The 12,391-nt window shown below is 33.5% G+C and carries 11 protein-coding genes; 4 read left to right on the top strand and 7 right to left on the bottom strand.

Annotated features, from left to right (window positions below; genetic code table 11):
* Positions 1-67: 67 nt before the first annotated feature.
* On the bottom strand, positions 68-988 hold the full coding sequence (locus CEY12_RS03105) for a pseudouridine synthase (RefSeq protein ID WP_089029767.1): 921 nt from the start codon (positions 986-988) through the stop codon (positions 68-70).
* A 365-nt stretch (positions 989-1,353) separates the two neighbouring features.
* On the opposite strand from CEY12_RS03105, the gene aroB reads away from it, so the two are divergent.
* The 4 genes from aroB to CEY12_RS03085 all read left to right on the top strand — a co-directional run bounded on the left by aroB (position 1,354) and on the right by CEY12_RS03085 (position 5,419).
* Positions 1,354-2,400: a 3-dehydroquinate synthase gene (gene aroB, locus CEY12_RS03100; protein WP_089026299.1), complete on the top strand. Its 1,047-nt coding sequence runs from the start codon at positions 1,354-1,356 to the stop codon at positions 2,398-2,400.
* Positions 2,401-2,779: 379 nt separating this feature from the next.
* On the top strand, positions 2,780-3,436 hold the full coding sequence (locus CEY12_RS03095) for a porin family protein (RefSeq protein WP_089026298.1): 657 nt from the start codon (positions 2,780-2,782) through the stop codon (positions 3,434-3,436).
* A 249-nt stretch (positions 3,437-3,685) separates the two neighbouring features.
* On the top strand, positions 3,686-4,249 hold the full coding sequence (locus CEY12_RS03090; protein WP_089026297.1) for a porin family protein: 564 nt from the start codon (positions 3,686-3,688) through the stop codon (positions 4,247-4,249).
* Between the two features lie 462 nt (positions 4,250-4,711).
* Positions 4,712-5,419, top strand: a complete 708-nt coding sequence (locus CEY12_RS03085; RefSeq protein ID WP_089029766.1) for a porin family protein — start codon at positions 4,712-4,714, stop codon at positions 5,417-5,419.
* Positions 5,420-5,529: 110 nt separating this feature from the next.
* Here the strand turns inward: CEY12_RS03085 and CEY12_RS03080 are convergent, their stop codons facing one another.
* The 6 genes from CEY12_RS03080 to CEY12_RS03055 form a co-directional block, all read right to left on the bottom strand.
* Positions 5,530-6,477, bottom strand: coding sequence for a glycerophosphodiester phosphodiesterase family protein (locus tag CEY12_RS03080; protein ID WP_089026296.1), 948 nt, complete (start codon positions 6,475-6,477; stop codon positions 5,530-5,532).
* Between the two features lie 159 nt (positions 6,478-6,636).
* Positions 6,637-8,130 carry an amidophosphoribosyltransferase gene (gene purF, locus CEY12_RS03075; RefSeq protein ID WP_089026295.1) on the bottom strand — a complete coding sequence of 498 codons (1,494 nt, stop codon included), beginning with the start codon at positions 8,128-8,130 and terminating at the stop codon, positions 6,637-6,639.
* Between the two features lie 105 nt (positions 8,131-8,235).
* Positions 8,236-8,955, bottom strand: coding sequence for a phosphoribosylaminoimidazolesuccinocarboxamide synthase (gene purC / locus CEY12_RS03070; RefSeq protein WP_089026294.1), 720 nt, complete (start codon positions 8,953-8,955; stop codon positions 8,236-8,238).
* A 33-nt stretch (positions 8,956-8,988) separates the two neighbouring features.
* Positions 8,989-9,684, bottom strand: a complete 696-nt coding sequence (locus CEY12_RS03065; RefSeq protein WP_089026293.1) for a DUF3307 domain-containing protein — start codon at positions 9,682-9,684, stop codon at positions 8,989-8,991.
* 1 nt (position 9,685) lies between these two features.
* Complete coding sequence (locus CEY12_RS03060) at positions 9,686-10,291, bottom strand: SatD family protein (protein ID WP_089026292.1); 606 nt, start codon at positions 10,289-10,291, stop codon at positions 9,686-9,688.
* Positions 10,292-10,494: 203 nt separating this feature from the next.
* On the bottom strand, positions 10,495-12,378 hold the full coding sequence (locus CEY12_RS03055) for an endonuclease (RefSeq protein ID WP_089026291.1): 1,884 nt from the start codon (positions 12,376-12,378) through the stop codon (positions 10,495-10,497).
* Positions 12,379-12,391: the final 13 nt, after the last annotated feature.

Below are 12,391 nucleotides of genomic sequence, written 5' to 3'. Positions count from 1 at the left end.
TTTAAATGCTAAAATTGTTTTCGAGTGATTTAAAAACTCATCATTCATCACTCAAAACTTATAACTCTTAAAGCATTTTCAAGTTATTCACTTCCAATTCCGAAAGAATTCTCCAGTGTCCTCTCTTAATATTCTTCTTCGTTAATCCTGCAAACATTACTCTGTCCAGAGCTTCTACTTCATATCCTAATCTCTGGAAGATTCTTCTGATCACACGGTTCCATCCGATATGAATTTCAATACCAATCTCATTCTTAGGTTTTCCTTCGATGTATGAAATCTGATCTACAGTAGCCACTCCTTCGTCAAGACGGATCCCTTCGGCAATCAGTTTCATATCTTCACCAGTTAATTTTTTATCTAAAGTGACATGATAGATTTTTTTGGCATCAAAAGATGGATGAGTCAATTTCTTTGTCATATGTCCATCATTTGTCAAAAGAATAACACCAGTTGTAGAACGGTCTAATCTTCCCACTGGGAAAACACGATAAGGTGAAGCATTGGAAACAAGATCCATTACTGTTTTTCTCGCTTTATCATCTTTTGTTGTAGAAATATATCCTTTCGGTTTATTTAAAAGTACATAAACAGGTTTTTCCGGAGTAATATTTTGTCCGTCAAAAATTACTTTATCACTTTTCTGAACCTGATAGCCCATTTCTGTAACTACTTTTCCGTTTACTTCCACCAATCCTTGTGTGATCAGTTCATCTGCTTCTCTCCTGCTGCATATTCCTGAATTGGCAATATATTTATTAAGGCGGATCGTATCCTTATGGATATCTTTATCTATTTTGTTCAGTCTTCTTTTTTGTACAAAAGATCTGGTCTTATCTTCAGCTTTCTCATTTCCGGAAGAAGGTCTTCTGCCGTACTTTAAGCTTCCTCTTTCATATTTATCTCTCGTATCAAAACTTTTCCCGCCTCTTTTGGGGGCTGATTTTCCAAAAGTTTTTCTTTCTCTCCCTTCACTTGCATTAGTGATATAGGGTGTTCTTTCTGATTTTGAACCGCCGTTTTCATCACGACTTTCAAAACTTCTCTCACTTCTATTAAAAGGTTTCTTCTCAAACTTCGAATTACTCCCTTTATGGTCACTATTTCTTTCTCCTGCTTTAGGGAAAGATTTCTTGAAAGAATTTGATCCTGAAGAATTTCCAGATTTAGAAGCACGAGAATCATCAGAATTTTTCCTTGTTGAAATTCTTGGTCTTTGTGGTTTTCCTGAATTATTATTATCTCTGCTCATTCTAAATATTTTTGCAAAGATAGTAATTTAGTTACGAGTTAAAAATTAAGAATCATAACTTTGCAATATTGTTGTATACTTAATTATATATTATTCAGGAAATGATAACACTATTAAATAATCAGTTTTCTCAGTTAAATACCTTTTTACATGAAAGATCTTTCAGTAAAATTTTTATTTTAGTTGACGAAAACACACACGAATACTGCCTTCCTGTTCTTTTAGGCAATATGGAAACGGATCTTGCCTTCGAAATTTTAGAAATAGAAGCTGGTGAAGAAATGAAAAATATCCAAACCGCTAATCAGCTTTGGGAGATTCTTACAGAGATGCAGGCCGACAGAAAAGCATTAGTCATTAATCTTGGTGGTGGTGTTATTACAGACATGGGTGGATTTGTAGCTTCCACTTATAAAAGAGGAATTCAGTTTATCAATATACCGACTACTCTTTTATCCATGTGCGACGCTTCTATTGGAGGAAAAACAGGAATCGATTTGATGCATTATAAAAATATGGTAGGAACATTCACTTTTCCGGAACAGATTTTTGTATATCCTCAGTTTTTAGAAACCCTTCCCTTTAAAGAGTTAAGAAGCGGATTTGCAGAAATGCTAAAGCATGGATTAATTGCAGATAAGCTCCATTGGGATAATTTAATAAAGATCCAAAAGCTGGATGTAGAATCACTTCTTCCCCATATTCAGACTTCAATGGCTATAAAGCAAGATGTGGTGGATCAGGACTTCCATGAAAAAAATATCAGAAAAACTCTGAACTTTGGACATACTATTGGTCATGCTATTGAAAGTTCCTGCCTGGAACAGGGTAATCCGATCCTTCATGGTGAAGCTGTTGCTGCAGGAATGATTTGTGAAGCCCATCTTTCTCATCTTGAAGGTTTAATTTCAAAAGAGGATTCAGAAATGATCATCGATAATGTGAGAAGGTATTATCCTTATTTAGATATCAGTGACTTTAAAGACGAAAATCTATTGGCATTATTATTAAATGATAAAAAGAATACCGAAAAGAAAATTAATTTTTCGTTACTTTCCGCAATAGGATCATGTGTTTTTGATCATCAATGCAGCCAGGAAAATATAGAAAAATCATTGCATTTTTACAGAAAATTGAATGATGCTTAAATCTATTCTGAACGTATAAAATAAGAATCCTGATTTTCCAAAGTCAGGATTTTTTTTGAATTAAAAAATTCCCTGTGATTTCTAGCACACCACCGCTGTAAATTTGCAACCAATTTTGATAATCAATAATATTTTATCATCAAAATATGGCCTTAACTTAATTTAAGATATTTTTAAGATGTGTTAAACAAATGTTTGTTTATTTATCACAATATACTCAATTACAGTGATTTAAAAATAATTCTTTTGATTTCAAGACACCTGATTTTTATCATATTTCAATTTTTGGCATTCAATTTGAAAGATACTCTGCGTCAAACGAAAGTTGACAAGTAGTAAAATTTAAAATTAAGAAAGTAAAATATTAAAAAATTAAGTTATGAAAAAGTTAATTTTAGGATTAGCAGTAACTGCGAGTTCATTAGCATTTGCTCAACAAACAACTTCAAATTCTACTTCATCTTCTAACCCGGTTACATTTGGGGTAAAAGGTGGTATGAACGTTTCATCTCTTTCAAAAGGAGCTGATCTAAGTGATTCTAAATCTAAGATCGGTTTTAATGCAGGTGTTTTTGCAAACATCCCTTTAGCAAGTTCATTTAGTATTCAACCAGAGGTATTGTATAACGACTTAGGTTCAAAAGTAACCAGAGAATATTCAGTACTAGGAAACAACTTCAAAGATGAATCTTCTAGAAATTTAGGATATATTGCTGTACCGGTAATGTTCCAGTATAACGCAACACCTGAATTTTTCTTAGAAGCAGGTCCGGAATTTGGATTCCTTGTTAGTGCTAAAGATAAATTTAAAAGCTCAACCAATAACAATACAAGTACACGAACTACAAGCCTTAACAAAGACAACTTTAATACATTTAACTTTGGGATAGGTATTGGAGCTGGATATTACTTCACTCAAAACCTTGGAGTTACAGCTAGATATACTGCAGGATTAACAGATATCTACAAAAACAATAATGGTGATGCAGTAAGAAATAATGTATTCCAGGTAGGTTTAGCTTATAAATTCAAATAAGCGTAAGAACACATTCAGATAAACAAATTTTGATTTCAATGAAAGGCTAGATTTAGTAATTAAATCTAGCCTTTTTCTTGTTCTGAATAATAAATTGTTCATGCTGGAATCTTACTCCTATTCTTTAAAACCAAACATACTGTTAATATTCAATATTCCACGAACTGGTTTTATGAATATTTTAACAATTTTAACATATTTTGGCAAGAAATTTGTACAAACAGTTAAAATCAAAAAACAAACTAAACTATGAAAAAATTATTATTAGGCTTAGCAGTCATTGCAAGTTCATTAACGTTTGCTCAAACATTTGGGGTAAAAGCAGGTCTTAACATTTCAACCATTTCTGGAGGTGGAGACACTAAAGCAAAAGCAGGATTCTATGGTGGTGTATTAATGAATGTACCTGTTGCATCAAGCTTTAGTATACAACCTGAGATCTTGTATAATGGTGTAGGAGTTAAAGAAGACAGAAATAATGGCGGAAAATTAAATTTAAGTTATATTTCAGTTCCAGTAATGTTTCAATATAATGCAACTCCACAATTTTATCTGGAAGCTGGACCTCAATTCAGTTTTCTGATTGATTCTACACTCAAAAGAAATTCAGTATCAGTAGATGCCAAAGATCTTATAAAAGGTTTTGATTTTGGTGTTGGCTTGGGTGCCGGATATTTCTTTACAAAGAATATTGGTGTTAATGTAAGATATGTTGCTGGTGTGGTTAATGTTTTCAAAGAAATTGGAGGAATTCAGGCAGACGGAAAAAACAATGTATTCCAGGTTGGTTTAGCTTACAAATTCAACAAATAATAGTATACTTAATGTAATATAAAGGTTAGATTCAATAGATCTAACCTTTTTTTTGTCTTATTTTCTGCACATAAAAACACTTCAATTTCACCCATTTTATTCTTAAAAAGCAGAAAAATATCAAAATTAGAAAGTTGGCACCGCAGGTTTATAAGAGATAATCAGGGAAGTGTTAATAAAAAAGGATCCTGATTTGCCATGAATACTGATAATTTTAAAATTAAAAATCAAAAAAATGCACATTTTTTTTTATTCAATTTAACTTAAAAATTTAAGCATATGTTTAAATTTAACTAATAAAATCCCACACAAGTGGAATATCAATGTTTCTTTTAAATAAGTGCCTCCTAGCTTATCTTTCTGCAAATCATGAAATTGTAATTGTGGCAAGCCTTTTGCAAAATACATCAAGTCCGAATGAATAATTCAGACAAAGAAATAGTACAATTAAAAAATAAAATTATGAATAAGTTATTTCTAGGACTAGCGATAGTTGCTGGTTCATTAGCTTTTGCTCAGGAAACACAAACAACAACTGCTACTATTACTCCGGTTAATAAGGAAAAGGATCCAATTACATTTGGTATTAAAGGTGGTGCTAACTCCGCTCAATTTAGTGAGCAGCAATTAAGTGCAAACAATCAGAAAATAGGATTTAACGCGGGTGCTTTTGTAAATATCCCACTTTCTAAACAATTCAGCGTACAGCCTGAAGTATTATACAACCAATTGGGAGCAAAAAGCGTTCTTTCTTCTAGTGAGGTAACAACAGGTGCTACCACTGTAAAAACTCAACGTGACTTTAAAACAACGTTGAATTATATTTCAGTACCGGTGATGGTTCAATTTAAGCCAGTGGATAATTTCTACATTGAAGCAGGTCCTGAATTCAGTTATTTCATCGATGGAAAAAACAAAGGTGAAACGACGGTTACAAGTACTACCAATAGTATCGCAACTACTCAGAAAACATCAGTTTCTGAAACGATCAATAAAGATGATATCAACAGATTCAACTTTGGATTAGGTCTTGGTTTAGGATATTACTTTACGCCTCACTTAGGGATCAATGCAAGATATGTGAATAGCTTGACTAAAATTGAAAAAAGCAGACCAGCAGCTGATAATAACAACAGAGTATTTCAGTTAGGTTTGAACTATAAGTTTTAATAACCACAACCAATTTTTTAACCATAAATGCATTTTTGCATTATTAAATGGCTGGGAGAATTTCTCCCAGCCATTTCTTTTGAACCAATAAATTAAAATTATGCAAGGATTTATTCAAATATTCTGGGATCATCACTAATGACCCCATCTATTCCTATTTCTTTTAATTCTTGTAATCGTTCTTTACTATTAACCGTCCATGGTATAACTTTCATTCCCAATCTATGACATTCTTTTACAAGATCTGGCGTTACAAGAGTATGTTCAGGGCTGTAAATGGTTGGCGTAAAGCTAAGAAATTTCATATCTCCTGCTACTCCATTAAGATGATTAGGATACAGCCTGAATTTCTCTACAGGTATATTTTTGAAATAAGTCTGTTGTTGAGCAAGCTTTTTATCATCCACTTTTTCGACCAGTAAAGCGGTCATTATTTTAGGATATTCTTTATGAATAATTTCTAACGTCCTAGGATCAAATGACTGAATAATAACCCGATCCTGAATTTTCTTGTCCAAAATAATCTTCATCATCAGATCTACAAACTCCTTTGGTTCCGGATGAAAGATATGATCCGAAAAAGGACGTGTTTTCGTTTCAATATTATAAAAAGGTAATGGTCTTTTCAGTTCTCGGGAATAGCTTTCACAAGCATCTATAACCTCTGAGAAAAGTGGTTTCTGAACCTTCATCTTCTTCTGATCAGGATAGTGACTAAGTTCCTTTAAGCCTACATCAAATTTTTGGATCTTCGAATAAGGCATCTCATAAATCTTATAGTAAAAGCCAGAGTCTTTAGGAATATAAGTCCCATCAGGTTTTGTGACCAATTCCGGTGAAAGAAAAGAATCGTGGGAAAGAATTACTTTTTTGTCCTTTGTTATCGCTAAATCCATCTCCAGCGTCGTGATATTCATTTTTAAAGCATTCTTCATTGCCGGAATTGTATTCTCCGGGTATAAAGATTTTCCTCCCCGATGCGCCTGCTTGTCAAAAGACTGTGCAAAATAAAGCTGGGTAACTACAAAAAAGATCCCGGTGAAAAATACATTTTTCATAGATGTAAATTTTAATCCTACAAAATTAAAGTTTACTGAAATAGAGTATAATAAAGGAATATTAAGCTTTTGCTACATTTCATAATTTCCGGAAAGCTGTAAAACAAAAAGTCAGATATAATAATATACCTGACCTTTTGTTTATCAATTTATTTAATATTAACTAAATAACTCTACTTCTTCTCCTTTAGCTACAGGATATTCTTCTGTAAAACATCCAAAGCAGTGATTAGAAGATCCTAAAATTTCTTTCAGGTTATCCGTACTCAGAAATTCCAAAGAATCAACTCCTAAGTACTCTCTAAGTTCTTCTGTCGTCATATTTGCAGAGATCAGATCATCTTTTGAAGGAGTGTCGATACCCAAATAGCAAGGTGCAATAATCGGCGGAGAAACACTTCTGAAGTGAATTTCTTTTACACCTGCCTCTTTTAATATCTTCACCAATCTTTTTGAAGTAGTTCCACGTACAATAGAATCATCAATGATCACTACTCTTTTTCCTTTGATCTCAGAAATGATAGGGTTCAGTTTTAAATTAACGATCCTTTCTCTCATTTCCTGAGTAGGAACAATGAAACTTCTTCCAATGTATCTGTTTTTAATTAAAACAGGACGGAAAGGGATTCCTGATGCTTTTGAGAACCCAATAGCGGCAGGTACACCGGAATCCGGAACTCCAATTACCAAATCAGCTTCTACCGGAGCTTGTTCCCAAATTTTTTCACCCGACTTTTCTCTGATTTCGTAAACATTAATGTTTTCTAAAGTTGAGTCAGGTCTTGCAAAATAAATATATTCAAAAGAACAGATTCTTTGTCTGCCTTTGTCATTTACCATATAAGAATGTAATCCTGTTTCACTTTCATTGGTGTAAACGATCTCACCAGGTAAGATATCACGTACATACTGAGCTCCTACAGCATCTAAAGCTACAGATTCAGAAGCTACCACATATGATTTCTCATCTATAGCACCTAGAACCAAAGGTCTGATTCCGTTGAAATCTCTGAATGCAAAGAATTTATTTCTTGTCATTCCTACTACAGAATAAGCTCCTTCGATCTTTTCCATAGTTGCTTTAATTGCTCCTCTTAAGCCTAAATCAAGATTTTTTTGAATTAATCTCAATATTACCTCAGAATCAGATGTAGCCCTGAAAACCACGCCTTCTGCTTCCAATTCAGCCTTCAATTCTTTAGCATTGGTTAAGTTACCATTATGTGCAATCGAAAGTATTATCTGATCATATTCGTTTTTCGCAAAAAACGGCTGAAAATTGTACTTCTTTTTGTCTCCTGCAGTGGTATAACGAGTATGCCCAATTGCAGAATTTCCCATAAAAGCTTCAGGATTCTCAATATCTTTATAAACGTCTAAAACCAGTCCTTCGTCTTTCAGATTGTTGATTTTTCCATCTTTAAGAACGGAAATACCACAAGCTTCCTGGCCCCTGTGCTGTAATGCAAAAAGCCCGAACTGAGAAAGAGAGAATGTATCCAGATCATTATCAGAATATAATCCGAAAATACCACACTCTTCATTAGGAGCGTCAAGTCTTTCCTCTTCTTGTGTTCTGAAAAGATTTCTGCCGTATGTCTGGCTTTTAAACTGTTTTAAATATTCACTTTTATGAATGTCTAAACTTTTCATTTCTATTTTTTCTAATCTAGATTTTATTTTGGTAGATTCCTATATTAGATGGTAAATTACATATTATGTTAAATACAAATCACCTCTAATTATTCATCTATACTACTACTTATTAAGTAATGTTTTCAGTCTGTTGTAGATCTCAACATACGCTTCAGTTACTTCACCTAAGTCTCTTCTGAATCTGTCTTTATCTAACTTTTTCATTGTATCCTTATCCCATAATCTACAAGTATCAGGAGAAATTTCATCTGCTAAGATGATTTCACCATCAGAAGTTTTACCTAATTCGATTTTGAAATCGACTAAGATAATGTTCATTTTATCGAATAAGTCGATCAGAATTTCATTGATATCTGAAGTTAACTCATACATCTCATCAAGTTCTTCATAAGTAGCTGCTCCTAAGAAAACTGCGTGATGATCATTGATTAGAGGATCTCCTAATTCGTCTTTTTTATAACAAATATCAAAGATCGTTACAGGAGACTTAATTCCTTCTTCTACCCCTAATCTTTGAGCCATACTTCCAGCAGAATAGTTTCTTACAACCATCTCTAAAGGAATAATGGATACTTTTTTTACCAATTGTTCTCTTTCGTCCAATTGCTTAATGAAATGAGTTTTAATCCCTTTTTCATTTAAATACTCGAAAATCAAAGTAGTGATCGCGTTGTTCATTTCGCCTTTCAAATCAACCTGTCCTCTTTTCTGAGCATTAAAAGCGGTAGCATCATCTTTGAAACGTACTACTACTTGGTCAGGATTATCGGTAGCAAACACTTGTTTAGCTTTACCTTCGTACAACATTTCTTTCTTTTCCATTTTCTAAATTGTCTTTTATAGTTAGATTTATAATTATTTTATTAAAATTCCAATTAATACAGCCATTCCAAAACTTAAAAGTGTCCCGACAAGTACATATTCGGTTAACTTTCGTTGTTTGGCCTGTGCCAGGTCGCTGAATCTGAAAACAGATTTGGCAGCCACCATAAAACCTACACCCTCCCAGTGGTTTACCAGAATAAAAATAAATACCAGTAAACGCTCTAGGATTCCTATATATTTTCCTGCACTAGTTAAAGATTCGGTTTGTATATTATTTTGTGCTTCAGCAACCGGAGTCCATGAAGACAATAGTATTTTTATAATAATAGATGATGGTGTCGTTAAAAATAATACAGCCATCAAAACCTTTAAGAAATCTGGATTTTCTAAAATCTTAAAGTCAAATTCTTTAAAATAAAATGCTATTCCCAAAATTACTGAAACATGGAGAACTTGATCAATAAAAAACCATCTCTTTTTTGTTTTTATTTTTTGGAAAGTGAGTTTACATGCGTCGATAATAAAATGAGATACTCCTACCAGTGCTGCGACCCACCAAAGCTGTATATCCCACAGGAAAATAAAAGTTAAAACAGTGTGTATGAGAACATGCAGGTATAGATATTTACTTTTCAGTTTACGATTTTCCTTATCAGCAACCCATGAATTTGGCTGAAGAATAAAATCTCCGAGTAGATGTGCCAATATGAGTTTAGTGAAGATCATTTTATAATTCTGAAATTTTCTTTCTAAAATATTGATTAGTTTCTATGATAAGATCATAGTTTGCACGCTTCAGTCTCTGGCTTACCGAGGATTGCGATATGGCAAACTTCCTGGCGAGATCTTCCTGGGTGATATCCTTATTCATGATCATCTCATGAATAATTTCGGCTGTTGCCATCGTCCAGTTATCAAAGTCTTTTGAAGACCATTTCAAGAGAATATTAAGGTCTCTATCCACAGTTTCATTGGATGTTTTAATAGCAACGGTATCTCCGTCACTCTTTAATCCATTCAATAATCTTCCGGAATTCACATAGGCGGTTCCGTTGGATTCAGTAATTTTTTCAGACGAAAAATTTTCTTCTCCAATGCCAATGGCCATTCTTACATCTAAATTTTCCTGACTTTTTATAATAGATTTTATGGCTAGAAAGCGCCAGAAAACTTCATCGATAGTACATTTAAATTGAAATTCATCGCCTCTGTAAATTTCCCATGTGAGGGGTGAGCTCCCCCAATTCTCCAGGAGATTCTTGAGTTTGGTGATCCAAACTTCTGTGTCTGCATGTTGCGAATTTATAATATCACCGGTAATGACCGCTATCATTTTGCAAATATAAGCATAATTACTTATAAATAAAAGATATAAGCAGAAACACTTATAGATATTAATTATTAGTGAATCTGCTTATATCAATTACCTCTTAAACAGAAGATTTGACAAGAGGTGGAGCTTACAAAAAAAACTTACATTCCCTTAAAATAAAATATTTTTTGTCAAAAAAGCTAATTTTTAAGAATTATCTACACCTACTTTTTGATAAACTTATAGGTTTTATGATCTAACTGTAATAGATACTGTCCGGGCTGCAAGTCTTGTACAGGGATACTTCTTTTGTTTTTAAACGGAATTTTCTCAGTTCTCAAAAGCCTACCCGACCAATCTATGATTTTTGCAACTTCAATATCTTCCGCTCTTCCACTGACAAAAATATTTTCATCAACAGGATTAGGATAAATTTTAGATCCTTCATGATCTACATAGTGGACATCAGGAACAGATAAAACTCCAACATCTTCACAATAATCAGCAGAATAAGTATTCCATTCGTTGATATTAAAAGTAGAAGTCGGTTGGTTAATTCCTGTTTTTCGATAAAGAGAAACATTACTTAGTTGTGAAGAATTAAATTGAGATTTTTCTCCTATTGCATCAACAGTTGCCTGTTTATATCTAAGTTCAATATACTGACTTCCTGTATAAGTCATTTGAGGAGCTGCCGTAACAAATTTAGCTTCATTATTCGTAAAACAGGAGAAATTTGCATTTGGATTTACAATAATAAAAGTTTGATTATTCGCAACAGAACCCTCCAGCTCATAAGGTGCAGGAAAGTAATAATACCCCTGACCTGTACTGGAATAGAACTGGATCGATAACCTGTAGTCGTTTAAATTCACTTCATGTCCCGTCCTGTTGGTAATTTCTATTGCTTTGTTATCGGATGTTCCTTCTAAATATTTAGAAACAAAAAGATCTTTAGCATAGATATCGGAAGCAAGGGTGTTTACTGAAATAATGTTACTATCGGGAGAAAGCAAATATCCATTATCGTATGCTTTAACAGTATATGTATAATTGGTAGAAGGAGAAAGATGGTCAATACTTATCGAAGTATTTCTTGTAGATGCTATCCATATTCCATTTTGATAAATTTTATAGCCTATGACATCAGAACTGGAACTTGGAGACCAGCTTAATGTCGTAAAATAAGCACTGGTTTGTACTGCGGTTAAATTGCCTGGTGTCTGAGGAGCGATATTATCAGGAACCTGCCCCCAGATATCACTTACCCACTGTGGATGATCAATAAACGGATTTCTATTTTTCTGTATAGAATACACCGAATTATTTCTGTCGATTTCCTTCTGTGAAACAGGGTCCTGTGCATTCCACTGAAGAAGCATTGCAATATAAGCATCATCAAAAGCTTTTTCTTCTGTTCCATCTAAAGGATTGGAATCCGATACCGGATTCGTATTATTGTTGTATTTAAATGTCCCTAGTTTACCCTCATACCGAACTGCAAAATACAATAAACTCCTTGCTATATCTCCTTTAAACTCATCTATTGGCTCGTAAACACGACCTGTATATACGTAATTAGGAATAGCACTCTTTCCTATTTTGGACGAATTCGTAAATATGTTATATACATTAGAAGGAGTTGTAGAAGAAATTCCGTATGGATAATTACTTCGCAGCTGATTAATCTTTGCATCTGTAGGGATCACGTAAAACAAATCAGAATACATAGGATAGTTGCTATAGAAAGTACTTTGGGGCATCATATGCTCTCTGTTGTACCCCAATCCTTCTGTGGCAGCACTGGATATTAACTGAGCTGAAGTGTATTCATAAGCGTCAGGTCCTGTTGGAATTTCAGAATACATATCCAACAGTAAGGTCGTGTTACTTGCATCATGATCATAATAAATATCGAGATCAGTCTGGTTATAATAAGCAGGAAGATCACCATAATGCCAGCTGATATTCTTTACTGAAATAATATCGTGCAATTTAGACTTAAGCGCATATCCCGTAAGTCCCGTTGTTCCGTCATAATATCCCGCTGGTGCCTGGGAAAAAATAAAAGACGAAATTAAAATGACAGGAAGTAAAACTTTTTTCATATTTTAAAAATTG

The sequence above is a fragment of the Chryseobacterium sp. T16E-39 genome, assembly GCF_002216065.1.
GTDB lineage: Bacteria > Bacteroidota > Bacteroidia > Flavobacteriales > Weeksellaceae > Chryseobacterium.
The sequence above is the reverse complement of the archived record's forward strand: the minus strand, read 5'-3'. Positions and strand labels throughout refer to the sequence as shown.

Bases quoted from the DNA above. Each gene is read 5' to 3' on its own strand.
- CEY12_RS03095 (WP_089026298.1), top strand. From the start codon at position 2,780: ATGAAAAAGTTAATTTTAGGATTAGCAGTAACTGCGAGTTCATTAGCA.
- CEY12_RS03055 (WP_089026291.1), bottom strand. From the start codon at position 12,378: ATGAAAAAAGTTTTACTTCCTGTCATTTTAATTTCGTCTTTTATTTTT.
- CEY12_RS03065 (WP_089026293.1), bottom strand. From the start codon at position 9,684: ATGATCTTCACTAAACTCATATTGGCACATCTACTCGGAGATTTTATT.
- purC (WP_089026294.1), bottom strand. From the start codon at position 8,955: ATGGAAAAGAAAGAAATGTTGTACGAAGGTAAAGCTAAACAAGTGTTT.
- CEY12_RS03080 (WP_089026296.1), bottom strand. From the start codon at position 6,477: ATGAAAAATGTATTTTTCACCGGGATCTTTTTTGTAGTTACCCAGCTT.
- aroB (WP_089026299.1), top strand. From the start codon at position 1,354: ATGATAACACTATTAAATAATCAGTTTTCTCAGTTAAATACCTTTTTA.
- CEY12_RS03085 (WP_089029766.1), top strand. From the start codon at position 4,712: ATGAATAAGTTATTTCTAGGACTAGCGATAGTTGCTGGTTCATTAGCT.
- CEY12_RS03060 (WP_089026292.1), bottom strand. From the start codon at position 10,291: ATGATAGCGGTCATTACCGGTGATATTATAAATTCGCAACATGCAGAC.
- CEY12_RS03090 (WP_089026297.1), top strand. From the start codon at position 3,686: ATGAAAAAATTATTATTAGGCTTAGCAGTCATTGCAAGTTCATTAACG.
- purF (WP_089026295.1), bottom strand. From the start codon at position 8,130: ATGAAAAGTTTAGACATTCATAAAAGTGAATATTTAAAACAGTTTAAA.